This window comes from Streptomyces sp. NPDC058459, assembly GCF_042721685.1.
In the GTDB taxonomy this organism is placed as follows: Bacteria; Actinomycetota; Actinomycetes; order Streptomycetales; family Streptomycetaceae; genus Streptomyces.
The window spans coordinates 1-18,919 of sequence record NZ_JBHXLV010000128.1; the positions used below are offsets into that span (position 1 = coordinate 1).

The 18,919-nt window shown below is 70.7% G+C and carries 19 protein-coding genes and 1 riboswitch; of the genes, 8 read left to right on the forward strand and 11 right to left on the reverse strand.

Going from position 1 to position 18,919, the window contains the following annotated elements; all coding sequences use genetic code 11:
• Nucleotides 1-43: 43 nt before the first annotated feature.
• From ACFWN1_RS21905 to ACFWN1_RS21925, 5 genes are all read right to left on the reverse strand, one after another.
• Entirely contained in the window at nucleotides 44-1,834 is a 1,791-nt protein-coding gene (locus ACFWN1_RS21905) for an ABC transporter substrate-binding protein (RefSeq protein WP_384364360.1), read from the reverse strand.
• 71 nt (nucleotides 1,835-1,905) lie between these two features.
• Nucleotides 1,906-2,913 carry an ABC transporter permease gene (locus ACFWN1_RS21910; RefSeq protein ID WP_384364362.1) on the reverse strand — a complete coding sequence of 336 codons (1,008 nt, stop codon included), beginning with the start codon at nucleotides 2,911-2,913 and terminating at the stop codon, nucleotides 1,906-1,908.
• A gap of 442 nt (nucleotides 2,914-3,355) precedes the next feature.
• Nucleotides 3,356-4,081 carry an enhanced serine sensitivity protein SseB C-terminal domain-containing protein gene (locus ACFWN1_RS21915; protein WP_384364392.1) on the reverse strand — a complete coding sequence of 242 codons (726 nt, stop codon included), beginning with the start codon at nucleotides 4,079-4,081 and terminating at the stop codon, nucleotides 3,356-3,358.
• Nucleotides 4,082-4,201: 120 nt separating this feature from the next.
• Entirely contained in the window at nucleotides 4,202-4,993 is a 792-nt protein-coding gene (locus ACFWN1_RS21920) for an enhanced serine sensitivity protein SseB (protein ID WP_384364364.1), read from the reverse strand.
• Nucleotides 4,994-5,057: 64 nt separating this feature from the next.
• The gene (locus tag ACFWN1_RS21925) at nucleotides 5,058-5,732 is read right to left on the reverse strand and encodes an AAA family ATPase (RefSeq protein ID WP_384364394.1); all 675 of its coding nucleotides are present in this window, start codon (nucleotides 5,730-5,732) and stop codon (nucleotides 5,058-5,060) included.
• Nucleotides 5,733-5,908: 176 nt separating this feature from the next.
• Nucleotides 5,909-5,997: riboswitch (glycine riboswitch) on the forward strand.
• 148 nt (nucleotides 5,998-6,145) lie between these two features.
• On the opposite strand from ACFWN1_RS21925, the gene gcvT reads away from it, so the two are divergent.
• The 4 genes from gcvT (at nucleotide 6,146) to ACFWN1_RS21945 (ending at nucleotide 10,523) form a co-directional block, all read left to right on the forward strand.
• Entirely contained in the window at nucleotides 6,146-7,273 is a 1,128-nt protein-coding gene (gene gcvT / locus ACFWN1_RS21930) for a glycine cleavage system aminomethyltransferase GcvT (protein ID WP_384364366.1), read from the forward strand.
• A gap of 120 nt (nucleotides 7,274-7,393) precedes the next feature.
• The gene (gene gcvH, locus ACFWN1_RS21935) at nucleotides 7,394-7,771 is read left to right on the forward strand and encodes a glycine cleavage system protein GcvH (RefSeq protein ID WP_384364368.1); all 378 of its coding nucleotides are present in this window, start codon (nucleotides 7,394-7,396) and stop codon (nucleotides 7,769-7,771) included.
• A 15-nt stretch (nucleotides 7,772-7,786) separates the two neighbouring features.
• Nucleotides 7,787-9,052 carry a serine hydroxymethyltransferase gene (gene glyA, locus ACFWN1_RS21940; protein ID WP_384364370.1) on the forward strand — a complete coding sequence of 422 codons (1,266 nt, stop codon included), beginning with the start codon at nucleotides 7,787-7,789 and terminating at the stop codon, nucleotides 9,050-9,052.
• Nucleotides 9,053-9,155: 103 nt separating this feature from the next.
• The gene (locus ACFWN1_RS21945) at nucleotides 9,156-10,523 is read left to right on the forward strand and encodes an L-serine ammonia-lyase (protein ID WP_384364372.1); all 1,368 of its coding nucleotides are present in this window, start codon (nucleotides 9,156-9,158) and stop codon (nucleotides 10,521-10,523) included.
• A gap of 638 nt (nucleotides 10,524-11,161) precedes the next feature.
• Here the strand turns inward: ACFWN1_RS21945 and ACFWN1_RS21950 are convergent.
• Nucleotides 11,162-11,626, reverse strand: a complete 465-nt coding sequence (locus ACFWN1_RS21950) for a hypothetical protein (protein WP_384364374.1) — start codon at nucleotides 11,624-11,626, stop codon at nucleotides 11,162-11,164.
• 123 nt (nucleotides 11,627-11,749) lie between these two features.
• Between ACFWN1_RS21950 and ACFWN1_RS21955 the strand changes: the two genes are divergently transcribed.
• From ACFWN1_RS21955 to ACFWN1_RS21965, 3 genes are all read left to right on the forward strand, one after another.
• Nucleotides 11,750-11,902 (forward strand): hypothetical protein, encoded by a 153-nt coding sequence (locus ACFWN1_RS21955; protein WP_384364376.1) that lies wholly within the window; start codon nucleotides 11,750-11,752, stop codon nucleotides 11,900-11,902.
• Between the two features lie 12 nt (nucleotides 11,903-11,914).
• Nucleotides 11,915-12,538, forward strand: a complete 624-nt coding sequence (locus tag ACFWN1_RS21960) for a flavin reductase family protein (protein ID WP_384364378.1) — start codon at nucleotides 11,915-11,917, stop codon at nucleotides 12,536-12,538.
• 123 nt (nucleotides 12,539-12,661) lie between these two features.
• Nucleotides 12,662-13,219 carry a glycoside hydrolase family 25 protein gene (locus ACFWN1_RS21965; protein ID WP_384364380.1) on the forward strand — a complete coding sequence of 186 codons (558 nt, stop codon included), beginning with the start codon at nucleotides 12,662-12,664 and terminating at the stop codon, nucleotides 13,217-13,219.
• Nucleotides 13,220-13,262: 43 nt separating this feature from the next.
• On the opposite strand, the gene ACFWN1_RS21970 is transcribed toward ACFWN1_RS21965, so the two are convergent.
• A complete protein-coding gene (locus tag ACFWN1_RS21970; RefSeq protein WP_384364382.1) occupies nucleotides 13,263-13,475 on the reverse strand; it encodes an EF-hand domain-containing protein in 213 nt (70 codons plus the stop codon).
• A gap of 109 nt (nucleotides 13,476-13,584) precedes the next feature.
• Here ACFWN1_RS21970 and ACFWN1_RS21975 point away from each other — a divergent pair, with 109 nt between their 5' ends.
• Nucleotides 13,585-14,244: a GNAT family N-acetyltransferase gene (locus ACFWN1_RS21975; protein ID WP_384364384.1), complete on the forward strand. Its 660-nt coding sequence runs from the start codon at nucleotides 13,585-13,587 to the stop codon at nucleotides 14,242-14,244.
• A 60-nt stretch (nucleotides 14,245-14,304) separates the two neighbouring features.
• On the opposite strand, the gene ACFWN1_RS21980 is transcribed toward ACFWN1_RS21975, so the two are convergent.
• The 4 genes from ACFWN1_RS21980 to ACFWN1_RS21995 form a co-directional block, all read right to left on the reverse strand.
• On the reverse strand, nucleotides 14,305-14,913 hold the full coding sequence (locus ACFWN1_RS21980; RefSeq protein ID WP_384364396.1) for an ATP-binding protein: 609 nt from the start codon (nucleotides 14,911-14,913) through the stop codon (nucleotides 14,305-14,307).
• 178 nt (nucleotides 14,914-15,091) lie between these two features.
• On the reverse strand, nucleotides 15,092-15,859 hold the full coding sequence (locus ACFWN1_RS21985; protein ID WP_384364386.1) for an enoyl-CoA hydratase/isomerase family protein: 768 nt from the start codon (nucleotides 15,857-15,859) through the stop codon (nucleotides 15,092-15,094).
• A 77-nt stretch (nucleotides 15,860-15,936) separates the two neighbouring features.
• Nucleotides 15,937-17,175 (reverse strand): Ig-like domain-containing protein, encoded by a 1,239-nt coding sequence (locus tag ACFWN1_RS21990; RefSeq protein WP_384364388.1) that lies wholly within the window; start codon nucleotides 17,173-17,175, stop codon nucleotides 15,937-15,939.
• A 166-nt stretch (nucleotides 17,176-17,341) separates the two neighbouring features.
• Nucleotides 17,342-18,574, reverse strand: a complete 1,233-nt coding sequence (locus ACFWN1_RS21995) for an Ig-like domain-containing protein (RefSeq protein WP_384364390.1) — start codon at nucleotides 18,572-18,574, stop codon at nucleotides 17,342-17,344.
• Between the last annotated feature and the right edge of the window lie 345 nt (nucleotides 18,575-18,919).

The following is an 18,919-nucleotide window of genomic DNA, read 5'->3' on the forward strand; positions in this document are numbered from 1 at the left end:
GGCCTTCACCTGCCTTTCGTGCCGTTCGGCGGGTGTGCCGGGTTTACTTCGAGGACTTCAGACCGAGGTTGACGAAGTCGTACTGACCGCTGTAGCCGTTGGTCGTGTAGACGTTGGCCAGGCGGTTCGAGCGCCAGTTGACGAACTTCTCGAACACGAAGGGCAGGTAGTAGCCGCCCTCCATCACCTTGTGGTTGATCTCAGTGGAGATCTTGGCCTTGCCGCCGTCGTCGAGGGTCTTGACGTAGTCGCTGAAGAGACCGTCGATCGCCTTGTCCTTGATGAGGGCGTAGTTGTTGTTACCGCTCTCGAGGACGTACTTGCTGTTCCACAGCGGGAGACCGTAGCCCTGCACGGACGGGAAGTCCGGGCCCCAGCCCATGATGATGATGCCGTAGCCCTTCTTCTTCACGTTGGAGGGGCTGCCGATGATGCCGGTGGTCTGGGAGCCGTCGAACTGGTCGATCTGGGCGTTGACGCCGATCTTCTTCAGCGCCGCCTGCAGCGACTGGGCGGTCGCCACCTCGACGGGCTTGTTGTTGCGCACCGCGATGGTGGTGCTGAAGCCGCCCGGCTTGCCGCAGGCCTTCAGCTCTTCCTTGGCCTTGGCAACGTTGCCGTTCTTGTTGGCACCGGCCAGCTCGTACGGGTCGTACTTCTGGCCCTCGGCGCCGGGGACGGCGGGCGGGAGCATGTTGGTGCCGATGTCGCCACCGGCGACCGGGCCGCCACGGGCGGTCTGGAGCGAGACGTGGTCGGCACCGTAGATCACGGCCTTGCGGCAGTGCTCGTTGTCGAACGGCTTCACGCTCTGCGGGAAGACGGCGTAACGGACGTAGCCGGAGACCGGGTTGTCCAGGTTGCCCTTGTGCTGCTTGAGGGCGACCGTACGGCCCTGCGGCGACATGCTGGTCTGCCCCAGGTCGAGGTCCAGGTCGCCGTTGATCAGACGCTGGTCCAGGTCGTTGGCGTTGGAGAAGAACTTGACCGTGACCGCGTCCGGGTACGCCTTGCGGACCGGGTCCGAGGACGCCTTCCAGTTGGTGTTGCGGACCAGCTTGAGGTCCTTGCCGGGGCTGTAGGAGGCGAACTTGTACGGGCCCGAGGAGAACGGGTGCAGACCGTACTTGGACTTGGTGTCCTGGTCCTGGCGCACCGGGGAGGCCGAGACGAGCGCCAGTATCTCCTCGAAGTCCGAGTTGGCCTGCGGGAGGTGGAAGACGATGGTCTTGTCGTCCGGCGTGTCGATGGCCTTCAGACCGAGGTGGTCCGCGGCCTTGTCCTTGTAGGGGCCCTTGTACTCACCCTTGGGGTCCAGGACCTCCTTCAGGTACGTCGGGCCGCCGGACAGCACGTCCTGCGCCCACACGCGCTCGATGCCGTACTTGACGTCCTTGGAGGTGATCGGCTTGCCGTCCTCCCACGTCACCCCGTCCCGCAGGGTGTACGTGTAGGTCTTGCCGTCGTCGGTGACCTTGGCGACACCGGTGGCGAGGTCCGGGGTGATCTCGGCACCCGCGGCGCCCGGCTCGGTCTTGTTCGTGACCAGCTGGCGGCTGTAGTAGCGGGCGAAGTTCCACATGAAGCCGTAGTAGCCGCGCGTGGTGTCCCACGAGTCGGCGTCCTGGGCGGCGCCGAACTTCAGGGTGCCGCCCTTCTTGGCCTCGGACGCCTGGGCGACCTTGTTGTTGGCCGCGTCGAAGCCGGCCGCACCGTTCTTCGAACCGCCGCCGTCGTCGCCGCCGCCGCACGCGGCCGTCGTCAGCAGTGCGGCGACCACGGCGGCAGCGGCCGCGGTCCGCTTGGCCCGCCCTGAGGTGCGCTGGGTAGTCACGATCTCGAGTCCTCCGGAATTGATGAGAGACCCCGTGCGGTTTCCACGGGTCGCTTGGGGGTACGGCATGGTCAGCGGGAAGCCTTCGGGTCCAGGGCATCCCGGACGCCGTCGCCGAACAGGTTGAAGGCAAGGACGGTGATGAAGATCGCCACACCGGGGACCACCATGTACATGGGGTCCGAGTCGTAGTAGTCGATCGCGTTCGAGAGCATCTGGCCCCAGGAGGCGGTGGGCGGCTTGACGCCCACGCCCAGGAAGCTCAGCGCCGCCTCGGTGAGGATGTTGGTCGGGATCATCATCGTGGAGTAGACGATGATCGGCGCGACCAGGTTGGGCAGCAGCTCCTTGAACAGGATGTAGAACCGTCCGGCGCCCAGCGAGCGGGCCGCGTCGACGTACTCGCGCTCACGCAGCGAGAGGGTCTGGCCGCGCACCACGCGGCCGATGTAGGGCCAGCCGAAGAAGCCGATGACCAGGATCATCACGAAGATGCGTACGGACGAACCGCCCAGTCCCAGCATGCTGCTGGGCATCACGGAGACGAGCGCGATGATGAACAGCAGCTGCGGGAAGGCGAGCAGGCCGTCCATCACCCGGCTGATCAGCGAGTCTACCCAGCCGCCGAAGAACCCGGCCAGGATGCCGAGCACGGTGCCGAGGGCGACGGCCACCACGGCCGACAGGAAGCCGACCAGGAGCGAGATCTGCGCGCCGTAGAGGATGCGGGCGAGGATGTCGCGGCCGTTGACCGGCTCGACGCCCAGCAGATGATCGCCGCCGAGACCGCCCAGCGAACCCTTGGGCGTGCCGAACAGCGGGTCGATCAGGTTCTCGTGGTAGGCGTCCGGGTCCTGCCCGAGCAGGTTGGTGAGCACCGGTGCCAGCAGGGCGATCACGATGAGCAGGACGACGACGGCGCCGCCGGTCAGGGCGAGCTTGTCCCGCTTCAGCCGCTCCCAGGCGATGCGTCCCAGCGAACGTCCCTGGACGTCCGCCGCCTTGACGCTCGCCACCTCCGCCTCTTCCAGCGCGTTCGGGGCCGCGTCAGCGGTCGGCTCGTGCAATGGTGCCGTCATTCTGACAGGGACCCCTCTCAACCGGCCGGAACCGGCCCACACTGGCCGCGTGCGCGGCTTCGAAGACTGTCGTACAAGGGCAGAACACCCCTGGATCGTGAGTCTTCAACGCTTTGGCGATCCGTTTCCAGACTTGGCGAGGAATGGATGCCTAAACGTGATGCAACCTGGCACGTTCCGATATCCGAACGACAGGTTGCGGCCGTAGGACACAGGCGAATTCGGTCTGATTCAGTCTAATTCGGGACATTGGCCCATACATCCGCTTGAACGCATGTGAACGCTTCTATATGGATGGACAGTTCACGCGGTCGCGCACATCGGGCTCCACGTGACCCACCGGCGACAGGGCGTGACGAACACCGGATTTCGGAACGTGGAATTACCAGGAAATGGCAAAGAAGCAGAAAAGAAAAGGGCCCGGAGGGAACGCGCCCCTGAATCAGTGGGCGCCGGTGGCCGGGGCGCCGGCGCCGTGCGCCTCACGGTCGTAGAACGGCCGGGAGTTGGCACGCATCCACATGACGACGGGGTCATGGTCGTCGGTCATGGCGACCGTGGAGACCGGCAGGCCCTCGGGGACCGCGCTCACCGACTGCTGCATCATCGCGCGCACCGAGTCCACCGCGGCGGGGGTCGTGTCGTACACGTCCAGGCCGAGAGCGAGGTAGGGGGCGCCGAGGGCGGGCTGCACCCAGACGCGGCGCAGCGAGCGCAGGGCCGGGGTGCGATGGGCGTTCTGCGCGAGCAGGGCGTAGAACTGCGGTACCTCGATGGCGGGTTCGGACAGCCGCAGGGGGCCGGCGGGCCGGCGGTCCAGGCCCGTGGCGATGCGGCGCAGGTCCAGCCAGGGGATGCCGACACCGCCGCCGGGGGCGTGCGGGTTGAGCCACAGGCCGTAGTGGTCCGGGTAGAGGGTGCGGGCCACGTCGAGGCCGTCGACCACCTCGTAGGACCTGCTCCAGCCGCTGGCGGAGAGTTCCTGCGCGGAGGTCACACAGGGGGCGTAGCCGAAGCCCTCGACCTCCATGTTCCCGTACTGGGCGTCCGGGGAGCCGGCCTGGCCGTGCCACAGGAGCATCCAGATCTGGCCGGACGAAGGGGCGGCGAGGGCGCGCAGCAGTGCCTCGTAGGCGTCGTAGCGTCCGGGAGTGACCTGGCGCAGCATGTGCTCGACGCTGCCGCTTGGGCTCGCGCTCACCTGTCCTACCGCCCCTTCGTTACGAGTTCCCCGCGTGTGGGGACAGCTTAAGCGCCTACCGGGGCGGGCCTCGCGAGCCTCGGTGCCTCAGTGGCCGAACTGGTAGAAGGGGCGGACGTTCATCCTCAGCCAGTCGGACACCGGGTCCTGGGCGGCGTCGAGGAGGACCAGGTTGACGGGCCAGGGGGCGGGGGCGCGGCCCAGCGCCCGGCCGAGGGCGTCCAGCGGGAGGGACGGCGCGTCGCCCTCGAAGCGGGCCAGCTCGACGCCGACGAAGAGGGCGGGGTCGGCGGTCTCGATGACGGCGAGGCAGCGGCGGGCGCTGACCACCACGCCGGTCGCGGCGAACTCGGCGGAGGCGGCGGCGAGGAAGTCCACCGGGTCCTCCTGCCAGTCGGGCTCGAAGAGCCGGACCCGGCCGCCGGAGGCCGGACCGTCCAGCGGGGTGCGCCCCGAGCGGGCCAGCTCGGCCACCGCCTCGGGCGGCAGCGGGAGGCCGACCACGCCACCGGGGTTGATGACGAGGCCCGCCTGCGGCGGCAGACCGCGCGCGAACTCCACGGCGGGCGCGACGGTGTGCGGGAGGTGGCCGCCGGGCGACTGCCGGAACTGCTCCTCGGAGCTGAACACCGGCACGTACACCTGGCCGTCGAGGTCGACGGTGGGCAGGTCGAGGGGGCCGCTGTGCGGGCCGCCGCCGTTGGGCAGGGGTATCCAGACGAAGCTGCGGGCCAGCACCTCGACGAGGCGGGCGCCGGCCGCGGGTATGCCGAGGGAGGCGGAGAGGACCTCCTCCAGTTCGTTGCCGGGCCAGCCGCCGTGCGGGTGGGGGTGTGCCTGTGCCGGGAAGTCCGCGGGAAGGTCCGCCGGGAAGTCCATGTGCCTACCGCCTGCTGGGAGTCATGCTGTGGTGCAGCAGGCTATCCGGTACGGGTGCGGGGGTTCACTCGGCGAACTCGATCCGCTTCAGGGCGTCCGCCGAGGCGCGGTCCAGCAGGACGACCGAGCCGCAGCCGGCGGGGCTCCCGCCGCGCTCCACGGCGCCCAGCAGCCGGGCGGTGGTGCCGCGGTGGCGGCGGAAGGCGTACCGGGACACGCCCCGGCCGCGCTCGCGCTGGCCCTGCCGGGCCGTGCCGGCGGGCACGTCGAGCAGGATCAGGTGCAGGGTGCCGCCTCTGCGGCGGGCCGCACGGGCGAGCCAGGCGCGGACCCAGGGCTGGGTTCCGCAGTCGTGCACGACGACGCCCGCGCCGGAGCCGAGCGCGCGGCGCAGCCCGGCGTAGTGGGCGAGGCGGACCAGGGGGCGGTAGAGCGCGTAGGGCAGGGCTGCGGGCAGGCGCGCGGCCCAGCGGTCGCGGGCGTCCTGGGAGTCGACGCGGTGACCGGGGACCGTACGGCGCATCAGGGTGGACTTGCCGCTGCCGGGCAGGCCGGTGACGACGACGAGGTCACGGAGGCCGAAGCTCAGCGTGCGGGGACCGCCGCCGGAGCGGTCGCGCAGGTCGCGGACGGCAGGTACGGGCCGCTCGGCCCGGCGCTCGCGGGCGGGCAGCGAGGGCTGTCGCCGCACCGGGATACCGCTGGTCGTGGCGCACACCGGGGTTCTGTTCACCGTGATCGTCCCTCCCCCTCCGGGCTCAGGTCATCCCTTGCCCAACAAATGTAAAGAGAAGGTAATGCACCGGGGTCCTCGATCGGGTCCCTGAACGGCTACGGGCATGTCACAGCCGGTGGCCCCTTCAGGGCCGGGCTCCGCCGTGCGATGATGTGCCCGCCAACTGCATACCGGCCGTTTGAATCCGCGCGGGAGAGTCCCCAGCTGGGGCGCCGAAGGAGCAAGTCCCTCCCTTGAATCTCTCAGGCACCGTTACCGCGTGGGCGAGGCACATCTGAAAAGCGGGCCGCTGTCGCGGTGGCCCCACCCAAGGTGCAAGCCGATGACCGCAACGGTCATGGTGAACCTCTCAGGTTCCGATGACAGATGGGGAGGAACGTTCCTCGCCCCATCCCCGTCGCCTTGGGAGACGACCGATGAGCAGCACAGACGCCCACGCCCCGCGCCACACCGCGCTCGACGCCGTGCACCGCGCGCTCGGCGCGACGATGACCGACTTCGCCGGCTGGGACATGCCCCTGCGCTACGGCTCCGAGCGTGACGAGCACCAGGCGGTGCGCACGCGGGCCGGGCTGTTCGACCTCTCGCACATGGGTGAGATCACGGTGACCGGCCCCGACGCCGCCGCCCTGCTCAACTACGCCCTCGTCGGCGACCTCGCCTCGGTCGGCACCGGCCGCGCCCGCTACACCATGATCTGCCGGGCCGACGGCGGCATCCTGGACGACCTGATCGTCTACCGGCTCGCCGACACCGAGTACATGGTGGTGGCCAACGCCTCCAACGCCCAGGTCGTGCTGGACGCGCTGACCGAGCGCGCGGCCGGCTTCGACGCCGAGGTCCGCGACGACCGCGACGCCTACGCGCTGCTCGCCGTCCAGGGCCCGGAGTCCCCCGGCATCCTCAAGGCGGTCACCGACGCCGACCTCGACGGCCTCAAGTACTACGCCGGGCTGCCCGGCACGGTCGCGGGCGTGCCCGCGCTGATCGCCCGTACCGGCTACACCGGCGAGGACGGCTTCGAGCTGTTCGTGAAGCCCGAGCACGCCGTCGAGCTGTGGCAGGCGCTGCTGGAGGCCGGCTCCGCCGCCGGTCTGGTGCCGTGCGGTCTGTCCTGCCGGGACACCCTGCGCCTGGAGGCGGGCATGCCGCTGTACGGGCACGAGCTGACCACCGGGCTGACCCCGTTCGACGCCGGCCTCGGCCGCGTGGTGAAGTTCGGCAAGGAGGGCGACTTCGTCGGCCGCGAGGCGCTCACGAAGGCCGCGGAGCGCGCCGAGGCCCGGCCGCCGCGCGTGCTGGTCGGCCTCGTCGCCGAGGGCCGCCGGGTACCGCGCGCCGGGTTCGCCGTCGTCGCGGACGGCGAGGTGATCGGCGAGGTCACCTCCGGCGCCCCCTCCCCCACCCTCGGCAAGCCGCTGGCCATCGCCTACGTCGACGCCGCGCACGCCGCTCCCGGCAGCACCGGCGTGGGCGTGGACATCCGGGGCAGCCACGAGCCGTACGAGGTCGTGGCGCTGCCCTTCTACAAGCGCGCCAAGTAGACACCGGCCCCGGGTCCGGCCGTCCGCCGGGCGTGACCCTGCGCACATTTCACCCGCTCTTCAGCGGTTCGAGCCCTCTTCCCCCGACGAGCACGCCCCCCGTACAGGAGAATTCAGGTCATGAGCAACCCGCAGCAGTTGAGCTACAGCAAGGAGCACGAGTGGCTGTCGGCCGCCGAGGGCGGCGCGTCGACGGTCGGCATCACCGAGCACGCGGCCAACGCGCTCGGCGATGTGGTCTTCGTGCAGCTTCCCGAGGTCGGCGACGAGGTCACCGCGGGCGAGTCGTGCGGCGAGCTGGAGTCCACCAAGTCGGTCTCCGAGCTGTACTCGCCCGTCTCCGGTGAGATCACCGAGGTCAACCAGGACGTCGTGGACGACCCGTCGCTGGTGAACTCCGAGCCCTTCGAGGGCGGCTGGCTGTTCAAGGTGCGCGTCACCGCGCAGCCCGCCGACCTGCTGACCGCCGACGAGTACACCGCCTACATCGCAGGCTGAGGAGCCGGTAGCCGTATGACTGTCCTGAACACGCCCCTGCACGAGCTGGACCCGGAGATCGCCGCCGCGGTCGACGCCGAGCTGCGCCGCCAGCAGTCGACCCTGGAGATGATCGCCTCCGAGAACTTCGCACCGCTCGCGGTGATGGAGGCGCAGGGTTCGGTCCTGACCAACAAGTACGCCGAGGGCTACCCGGGCCGCCGCTACTACGGCGGCTGCGAGCACGTCGACGTGGCCGAGCAGATCGCCATCGACCGGCTCAAGGAGCTGTTCGGCGCCGAGTACGCGAACGTCCAGCCGCACTCGGGCGCCTCCGCGAACCAGGCGGCGCTGTTCGCGCTGGCCCAGCCCGGCGACACCATCCTCGGGCTCGACCTGGCGCACGGCGGCCACCTCACCCACGGGATGCGGCTGAACTTCTCCGGCAAGCAGTTCGACGTGGTCGCTTACCACGTGGACGGCGAGACCGGCCTGGTCGACATGGCCGAGGTCGAGCGCCTCGCCAAGGAGCACCGCCCGAAGGTGATCATCGCGGGCTGGTCGGCGTACCCCCGTCAGCTGGACTTCGCGGAGTTCCGGCGGATCGCGGACGAGACCGGGGCGTACCTGTGGGTGGACATGGCGCACTTCGCCGGTCTGGTCGCGGCGGGGCTGCACCCGAACCCGGTCGAGCACGCGGACGTGGTGACGTCCACCACGCACAAGACGCTCGGCGGGCCGCGCGGCGGCATCATCCTGGCCAGGAAGGACTTCGCCAAGAAGCTGAACTCCTCGGTCTTCCCCGGCTTCCAGGGCGGCCCGCTGGAGCATGTGATCGCCGCGAAGGCGGTCTCCTTCAAGGTCGCGGCCTCGGAGGAGTTCCGGGAGCGGCAGCGTCGTACGGTGGAGGGTGCCCGTATCCTCGCCGAGCGGCTGACCGCGCCGGACGCCCGCGAGGCCGGGGTGAACGTGCTCTCCGGCGGCACGGACGTCCATCTGATCCTGGTGGACCTGCGTGCGTCGGAGCTGGACGGGCAGCAGGCCGAGGACCGTCTCCACGAGGTCGGCATCACGGTCAACCGCAACGCCGTCCCGAACGACCCGCGGCCGCCGATGGTGACCTCGGGGCTGCGGATCGGCACGCCCGCCCTCGCCACCCGCGGCTTCACCGCCGAGGACTTCGCCGAGGTCGCGGACGTGATCGCGGAGACGCTGAAGCCGTCCTACGACGCCTCAGCGCTCGCGGCCCGCGTGCGGGCGCTGGCGGACAGGCACCCGCTGTATCCGACGCTGGGCGCGTAGTACCCGTAGTCGCCCTCCGGGTGCCCCGCCCACTGCTGTCGGGCGGGGCACCCGTCCTGTGTCCGCACCACCTTTTGCATCTGTTCGTATGGAGGAGTCACCCGTGGCCGTCTCGGTCTTCGACCTGTTCTCGATCGGCATCGGCCCGTCCAGCTCCCACACGGTCGGCCCGATGCGGGCGGCGCGCATGTTCGCCCACCGGCTGCGCAACGAGGGCGTGCTGGACCCCGTCGCCGCCGTCCGCTGCGAGCTGTACGGCTCGCTCGGCGCCACCGGCCACGGCCACGGCACCCCGAAGGCGGTGCTGCTGGGCCTGGAGGGCGCCTCCCCGCGCACCGTGGACGTGGAGGGCGCCGACGACCGGGTGGAGGCGATCCGGACATCGGGCCGGCTCAGCCTGCTCGGCGAGCACGAGATCGCCTTCTCCTACGACGACGACCTGGTCCTGCACCGCCGCGAGACCCTGCCGTACCACGCCAACGGCATGACCCTGTGGGCCTACGACGCCTCGGGCGCGGAGCTGCTGACCAAGACGTACTACTCGGTCGGCGGCGGCTTCGTCGTGGACGAGGAGGCGGTCGGCGCGGACCGGATCGTGCTGGACGACACGGTGCTGAAGTACCCCTTCCGCACGGGTGACGAGCTGCTGCGCCTCACCAAGGAGACCGGTCTGTCGATCTCCGCGCTGATGCTGGAGAACGAGCGGGCCTGGCGCACCGAGGACGAGATCCGCACGGGCCTGCTGGAGATCTGGCGGGTGATGCGGGAGTGCGTGGGCCGGGGCATGTCCCGCGAGGGCATCCTGCCGGGCGGCCTGAAGGTGCGCCGCCGGGCTGCGGTCACGGCCCGCCAGCTGCGCGCCGAGGGCAACCCGCTCGCGCACGCCATGGAGTGGATCACCCTGTACGCGATGGCGGTGAACGAGGAGAACGCGGCGGGCGGCCGGGTGGTCACCGCGCCCACCAACGGCGCGGCCGGCATCATCCCGGCGGTGCTGCACTACTACACGGAGTTCGTGCCCGGCGCGGACGAGGACGGTGTGGTCCGCTTCCTGCTGGCGGCGGGCGCGATCGGCATGCTCTTCAAGGAGAACGCCTCCATCTCCGGCGCCGAGGTCGGCTGCCAGGGCGAGGTGGGCTCCGCCTGCTCCATGGCGGCGGGCGCGCTCGCCGAGGTCCTCGGCGGCTCCCCCGAGCAGGTGGAGAACGCGGCCGAGATCGGCATGGAGCACAACCTCGGCCTGACCTGCGACCCGGTCGGCGGCCTGGTCCAGATCCCCTGCATCGAGCGCAACGGCATGGCCTCGGTGAAGGCCGTCACCGCCGCCAGGATGGCCATGCGCGGCGACGGCTCCCACAAGGTTTCCCTCGACAAGGTCATCAAGACCATGAAGGAGACGGGGGCGGACATGTCCGTCAAGTACAAGGAGACGGCCCGGGGCGGGCTGGCGGTGAACATCATCGAGTGCTGAGGATGTGGGCCCTGAACAGCGCGTTCTTATCTTTCAGCGCTGTCGAGGTCTTTCTTGTGTACGCGGCGGAAAGTCCCCGAGTAACTCCTCGGGATGCCTGCTCGACCCGCAAGAGCACCGGCGGACGAGCTGGCCGCGCTCCCTGCCCAGCGATGGGACATCGAGACCACGCTCCAGGCGGCGTTTTACCCCCGGCACACTCGCCCAGGCACCACCCGCACCCTGACTGACTGGGCGGCAGTCCCGATCCGGCCCCGGCTGCGGGAAGGCCGGGACCGCTGGTCATTGGCACGGCGCAGCACCACAGACCTCATAACGGCGATCGCCTGCCGTTGGTCCGAAGCCGTTCCCTCAGGATTCCGGCCGGCAAGGCAAGCGCCCACCGCCTGGTCCGGGGCGTCACCGTCGACGGCCGCGGGCACCCGGCCGATCGTCGTCCGCACGGGAGAACGATGCCACCGCAGTTGACGGCCGTCGCATTCCGACGGCCGTCAGCACATAGTCCGAGGCCCGCGCCCCCCACGCGGCGATCTCGTCGATGCTCCTCGCTCCCGACAGCGCCGCGCAGGCACGGACAGGGAGGATCGCGGGCAGCGAGTACTCGCGACCCCGCCTCGCCCACGGACCGGCCACCAGGCTCAGGGGAAGGCCCCAGGGCAGCGACCTGGCCGATGTCCAGCGGACCCGGCCTCACCAACACCGGCGGGAATTTGGGCGGTGACGGTCTTGACGGTGGTGCGGCCGGTCTTCGGGTCCGTGGCGAGGATCTTGTCTCCGGTCTTCACCTCCTCGATGGACCTGGCGGTGCCGTCAGCCATGAGGACTTCGGTGCCCGGGACGAAACTGTTGCAGGGCTTCGCACCGCCGCCCGCTCCACCCAGATACGCCAGCAGCGCGGTCGTGATGATGCCCTCAATGACATTCCCTCGCGCGACGGCCGCGGCTTTCTGGTTGCACTCCTTGGCCTTGTCGACGTCCTTGCCGCCGTGGAGCACATAGAGATATGCCTGCCTGCATCCCTCGCGCCCGTAGCAGGCGGAGCCCTCCGTGGAAGTCTCGTAGACCGGGTTGTACCAGAAGTCGCTCGTGAGCTCCCCATTCATCCGGGGGGACCAGTACCGGTCGGCCTGTGGTCGTCGCACGCCGCTTCACGAACCGCAACGCGCCTGCGTCACACCCTCTGTACGAGACCCGAGTGCGGACGCACGTTCTGAGGGATCGTCGCCGTGCCACGCCGGCAACGCCTCGGCGGCTCGCCCTCGGTCGCCGGTGTCGGTGATGCCGGACGGCGAGGCGCGGTCCGGGTGGTCGGCGGCGAAGGCGCGCCGTACCGGGTCGTCCTCGCCCGCCCTGCCGGCCGGACCGTGGGCGTCCACTGAATACTGGGGCTCATGCGCACCGACTTCGACCCCTCGGCCATGGGCCCCCGCGACTTCTACCGGCTCCTCACCTCGGTGGTGGTGCCGCGGCCGATCGCGTGGGTCTCCACGGTCTCAAAGGACCACCCGGACCGGCCCAACCTCGCCCCGCACTCCTTCTTCTCGGTCTCCTGCGTGCGGCCGCCGATCGTGCAGTTCACCTCGGTGACCCGCAAGGACTCGCTGCGGAACGTGGAGGAGACCGGGGAGTTCGTCGTCAACCTCGCACCGGAGGGGCTGTTCCGGGAGATCAACGACACGGCGACGGACTTCCCGTCCGAGGTGAGCGAGTTCGACGCGGTGGGCCTGGCGCCGGAGCCCTCGCTGCGGGTGCGGCCGCCCCGGGTCGCGGCCTCGCCGGCGGCGCTGGAGTGCGAGCTGCACAGCCTGCTGACGCTGGGCGACTCCACGGTGGTGTTCGGCCGGGTGGTGCACGCGGTGGTGAGCGAGGAGGCGCTCGCCGACGACGGCCTGCCCGACATCGAACGGCTGCGCCCGCTGACCCGGCTGGGCCGCGACGAGTGGGGGACGCTCGGCGAGGTGCTGGAGAAGCCCCGTATCCGCTGGCGCGACTGGCAGGAGGGCGAGCGCAGTTGACCTCCACCGGCATGAAGGTTCCCCCGGCGTGCGTGACCCGGCTCCCGCGGGGATGCTCTCATCCGCCCCCTCTCCGCCGGAGGCGGATGTTCCGAGCGGGGACCCCGAGGGCACAAGACCTTCATGCTCCATGGCATCGACGTCAGCGCGTATCAGTCCTCGGCGTACGACACCGACGGACTCTCGTTCGCCTTCATCAAGGCGACGGAGGGCCGTTCGTACATCAACTCCAGACTCGCGGCCCAGACGAAGACGGCGCGCGACGCGGGTCTGGTCACGGGGTTCTACCACTTCCTGTGGCCGGGCGACCTCACCGAGCAGGCCGAGTACTTCCTCGGCCACGCCCCCGACCGGCCGGGCGACATCCTGGCCGTCGACTGGGAGTACACCGGTGACGGCACCCGCGCGAGCAACGCGGAGAAGGACGCCTTCATCCGCAGGCTGCGCTCGCTGCGGCCCGGCAACCGGGTGGTGCTGTACACCAACCGGGACTTCTGGCTCAACATCGACACCACGTCGTACGCGGGCGACGGCCTGTGGATCGCCGACTACGTCCCCGCCGGCAAGCCGCGGATCAGGGCGGACTGGACGTTCCACCAGTACACCTCGGAGCCGTGCGACAAGGACGTGGCGGACTTCGGCAGCAAGGCCGCGCTGAAGGAGTGGGCGACCGGAAGGTGACGTCAGGGGTGCCCGCGTGGCGCGGACACCCCTGACAGGCACGTCACTTGTTCAGGTAGGCCCAGAACTCGTCGAACGTCAGCACCTTGTCGCCGTCGATGTCACGGGTGTTGATGACCGCCGCGGCGACCGTCTCGGTGACGTTGAAGTCGCCCTGCTGGGCGAGCGCGGACTTGAACTCGGCCGCGGTGATGAACCCGTCGCCGTCCGCGTCGATCCGCTGGAACTGCTTGCGTGCTTCCTCGATGTCCGCCACCGATCCGCCCCTCTGTGCTCGTTCTTCTCTTACCGTGTCGGCGTACTGCCGCTGGTCAGATTAACGCTCCACGCGGGCAGCGGTTGCCCCGGACGAAGAGGCGGACACCATGGAGACCTTGCCGGAACTGCTCGACGCGGCGGCCCACGGCCTGTTCCCGCCCCCGGACGGCACACTGACCGTCCTGCCCCAGCTCTGCCGACGGGACGCCGGGGTACTGGCGTTCACCGCGCACACGGTCGTCCTCACCGACGAGGACCCGGCCTGGGTACGCGCCACCCTGGCCGCCGTGGACTGCGACCCTCTCGCCGCCCCGCTGCATCCCCGCTTCCTCACCGCCCTCATGAACCGCACCGGCCGCACGGCGGAGACCATCGACGCGCTCTGGGTCGGCACCCCCCTGCCGGGGCCGCCCGCCGTGCCGCTGCGGGAGATCGCGGACGGCGGGCATCCCCGGGTGGTCCGCGCGCGGCGGCGCCGGGACGCGGTGCGGGTGTGGACGACGGACGGCGGGTTGCTGGTCACCGGGCGCGGGGTGGGCGGCCGGCTGGAGGTGGCCGTCGAGACGGACGGCGAGGTCCCGGGGCTGGGGCGGGCGCTGGTGACCGCGGCCCGGCAGCTGGCGGACGAGCCGGTGTGGGCCCAGGTCTCGCCGGGGAACGCCCGGAGCACGCGGGCGTTCCTGGCGGCGGGCTACCGTCCGGCCGGTGCGGAACTGCTGCTGAGCGCCACGGGCGTGAGTACGGGCTGCTCCGGCAGTCGCTCGTGATCCCGGTCGTGGTGGCATTCTCCACGGGGCGTCCACCGCTGACGTACCGGCCGGCTGTGGCTAGCGGTCCGAGACCCGCATCTCGAACCAGGTGGTCTTGCCCCGGGGCAGCAGGTCGACGCCCCAGCGGTCGGCGAGCTTGTCGACGAGGAACAGCCCCCGCCCGCTGATGTCCGTCTCCTGCACCGGCATCAGACAGGGCAGTCCCCGCGAGGGGTCACGCACCTCGACGCGGACCCAGCCGCGCCGGCGCCGTAACCGCAGTCCGAACACGCGGGCGCCGGTGTGGCGTACGGCGTTGCCCACGAGTTCGGAGACGAGTAAGACCGCGTCCTCGGTCATCTTCGGGGTCAGTCCCCAGTGCCGCAGGATGACGATCTGGGCGAGTCTGCGCGCGGTGGCGGCGGACTCGGGGCGCGACGGGAGCGGAACCTCCGCCTCCGCGGGGTTGCCGAACAGTTCGAGCGCTCTGAGCCCCTGTTCGTCCTCGACCGCGGGCGACCAGCGCGCCGCAGCAGCACGACCCTGTCCCCGTGGCTGATCGATGCCATCCAGCCCCGCCATGCCCTCATGATGGACGCCGCCGAGGGCCTCCGGGGCCGATCCGGAGGAATACGCCCCCCGTGCGCCCCCGCTGTGCTCCATTCGATCGGCATATGCCAGGGGCAGGTCGGGTCCGCTGTCGCCCCGGTCGACCTGCGGCGGCGGCTCGGTTCCGGGCAATCGCGGGGCTCCCTCGGCGAGGCAGGCTTGAGGTGCGGTCAAGGCTGCCATAAACCGCCCCGCCGGGAGACCCGAATCAGACGACGCGTCAATTACGGCACATCGCGGGGGTTCTTCTCGAACCTCAGAGGAACTTGGCCTTGCCCGGTCCCTCTTCCACGAAGCTGCGCATGCCGCGCTCACGGTCCTCGGTGGCGAACAGGCCCGCGAACCAGTTCCGTTCGATCGTCAGCCCGGTGTCGAGGTCGGTCTCCAGGCCGGCGTCGACGGACTCCTTGGCGGCGCGCAGCGCGAGCGCCGGGCCCCGGGCCAGCCTGGCGGCCCAGGCGTGCGCCTGCTCGTACACCTCGGCGGCCGGGACGACCCGGTCGACCAGCCCGAGGGCGAGGGCCTCGTCGGCCTTCACCATGCGGCCGGTGAAGATCAGGTCCTTCGCCCTGGACGGGCCGATCAGCCGGGCGAGGCGCTGGGTGCCGCCCGCGCCGGGGATCAGGCCGAGCAGGATCTCGGGCTGGCCCAGCTTGGCGTTGTCCCCGGCGATCCGGTGGTCCGCGCACAGCGCCAGCTCACAGCCCCCGCCGAGCGCGTACCCGGTGATCGCGGCGACGACCGGCTTGGGGATGCGGGCGACGGCGGTGAAGGCGTCCTGGAGGACGCGGGAGCGCAGGACCATGGCGGTGTGGTCCATGGCCTGCATCTCCTTGATGTCCGCGCCCGCCGCGAACACCTTCTCCCCGCCGTAGATCACCACGGCGCGTACGTCCTCGCGGCGCGTGGCTTCCTCGGCGAGTTCCCTGAGCCGGTCCTGCGTGGCGGTGTCCAGCGCGTTCATCGGCGGCCGGTCCAGGCGGAGCGTGCCGACGCCCTCGGCGACTTCGAGATTCACGGTCATGCGCGTCAGGTTAACGGCGACTAACGCCGACGGGCCCGGTGCCGTTCCTCACAGCACCGGGCCCGCCTGACGGATTCCTACTTCTTCCAGTCGGCCCAGCTCATGTTCCAGCCGTTGAGGCCGTTGTCCGGGGCGACCGTGCGGTCGCGGGAGTTCCTGACGACGACCACGTCACCGATCATGGACTTGTCGAAGAACCAGGCCGCCGGGACCCCGCTGTCGGAGCCGCCGCGCACGTCGCGCAGGCCCACGCAGCCGTGGCTGGCGTTGGTGTTGCCGAAGACGCCTGCGGCCCAGTAGTTGCCGTGGATGAAGGTGCCGGACTCGGTGAGGCGGATGGCGTGCGGCACGTCCTTGATGTCGTACTCGTCGCCGTAGTCCACCGTCTCGCTGTTCATCCGGGTCACGGTGAGCTTCTCGGTCATGACCATCTTGCCGTTCCAGGTCTCGTAACCGGGCTGTCCGGTGGTGACCGGGAGGGTCTTGAGGGTCTTGCCGTCCCGCACGACCTTCATGGTGAGCTTCTTGGCGTCGACGTAGGAGATCTGGCTGCGGCCGATGGTGAACTTCACCGTCCGGCGCTGCTTGCCGTAGACCCCGTCGCGGCCCTCGACGCCGTCCAGGTCGAGGTCGACGGTGACCTTGGTGCCGGCCTTCCAGTAGCTCTCCGGGCGGAAGTCCAGGCGGTCGTTGCCGAACCAGTGGCCCTCGACGTCCACGGCGGGCTCGGTCTTGATCCGGATGCCCTTCTCGACGGCGGCCGGGTCGGTGATGCCGCGCGTGAAGCGCAGCGAGAACGGCATGCCGACACCGACGGTGGAACCGTCCTCCGGCGTGAAGGTGCCCACGAAGGTGTTCTTGGGCGTCAGCGTGGTGAAGCTGGAGTCCTCGGCGGCCTTGCGGCCCCGGGAGTCCTCGGCGACCGCGTGCACCGTGTACTTGGTGGCGGCGGCCAGATGCCGGGCCGGCGTCCAGGCGGCGCCGCCCTCGGCCAGCTTGCCGTCGACCTCGGTGCCCTTGCCGTCCTTGACGACCACGCTGGTCAGCCGGCCTCCGGCAACCTTCACGTTCAGCGCGCCGCTGGTGTCCACGTCCTTGGCGCCCGCCTTCGGCGCGATGGTGACGGAGGCCGCGGACTGCGCGTCCCGGCCGTCCTTGCCGCCGCCGTTCCCGGCGTCGTCCGACCCGCTCCCCGTGTTGTCGCCACCGCCGCAGGCGGCGAGCGACAGCACGAGCGCCCCCGCCACGAGCGCCAGCCCCTTACGACCCCTGTGCCGGTTTCCTGCCGAAACCCCCGATATCGGCCGCACGTTCAAGTCGTTCTCCCCTCCCGGACCTGGTCACAGGTCCGCACCCCGGGCGCGTCCCGCGCTCATCCGGGCATGCTAGCCGCCGGTTTCCGGGCTCGGCGTCCGCCGATTGTCACCGTTCCGTCGCAACCTCGACCAGTCGCCGGCGCCCGGAAGTCCGCAGCTCAGGCCGTCACTTGAGCACGCTCCCCGCCTGCCACTCCTTCCACGCCATGTTCCACCCGCTGAGGCCGTTGTCCGGGGAGACCGTCTTGTCCTTGCTGTGGACGACCTCGATCACGTCCCCGACGAGGCTGCGGTCGAAGAACCAGCCCGCCGGGGTGTCCGCGCCGCCGCCCTTCACGTCGCGCAGCCCCACGCAGCCGTGGCTGACGTTGACCTCGCCCGGGGAGTCGGGCGACCAGTAGTTGCCGTGCAGGAAGGTGCCGGAGTCGGTGAGCTTCATGGCGTGCGGCACGTCCGGGATGTCGTACTCCCCGCCGAAGCCGACCGTCTGGCTGTTCATGCGGGTCACCTCCAGCATGTCCATCACCACCATCTTGCCGTTGTACGTGGGCGTCTTCGGGGCGCCCGCGGTGATCGGCACGGTGGCCAGGAGTTCGCCGTCCCGGCGCACCTCCATGGTGTGCGCGGCGGCGTCGACCCGGGAGACCTGGCTGCGGCCGACGGTGAACGAGATCCGCTTGCGCTGGAGTCCGTAGACGCCCGGCGCCCCCTCCACGTCCCGCAGGGCGAGGTCGACGGTGACCTCGGTACCCGGTTTCCAGTACCGCTCGGGGCGGAGGTCCAGCCGGTTCCTGCCGAACCAGTGGGCGCGGATCTCGACGGGCGGCTTCGCGGTGACGCGCACGGCCCTCTCCACGGCGGCCCGGTCGCCGATGTCCCGGTTGAAGGCGAGGGAGACGATCATGCCGGTGCCGGTCGTGGAGCGGTTCTCCGGGGTGACGTAGCCGATGAACCTCTGGTCGGGGACGAAGGTGGTGAACGTGGTGTGCCGGGCCGAGCGGCGGCCGTCGCCGTCCACGGCGACCGCGTCCACGGTGTAGCGGGCGGCGAGCGCCAGCTTGTCGTCGTCGGGCCGCCAGCTGCGGCCGTCCGGGCCGATGCGGCCGGTGACACGGGTGTCCTGCGCGTCCTGCGAGCGGGTCACCGTGACCTTCTCCAGCCGTCCTCCGGGCACCCGCACCCGCAGCCGCTGCCCGGGACGCACCCCCTTGCCGCCGTCGTCGGGGGTGACGCGGATGACGTCCTCGGCGGCCGGGGGTCTGCCCGGTGGCCCGCCGATACCCAGGGGGCCGGAGCCGTCCGCGGTGCAGCCGGCGGCCCCGGCCAGCAGTACCGCCCATGAAAGTGCCGTGGCCAGTGCGGCCGGCGCGCGCCGCGCGCGTCCTTGTACGTGCATCACGCCGGACACAACGACGGGGCGGCTCCGGGGAAACGTGAGTGCGACCGCGCGGATGGGCAGAACAGAGGGAAGGACGACGCGAAGGGGAGCCGCCGCGCCCACGCCGGAGCCGTCGGGGCGCTGCCGTACCGGTCGGCCGAGCGTGCCCGGGGCCTGAGAAGAGTCCGCGGGATGCGGTCGGCCGTTCGGCGCGGGCGGCCGTGCCCCGGATGGCCGAGCCACTGAAAGAGGGGCCGACTGGTGACGAGCGCAGCCGAGCAGCGGGCACGGGCCGGGGAACCGCCCGCACGGAGCGGGACCGGCGCTTTCCCGGTGCGCGGAGCCCGGCGCGCGGCGCCCCCGGTG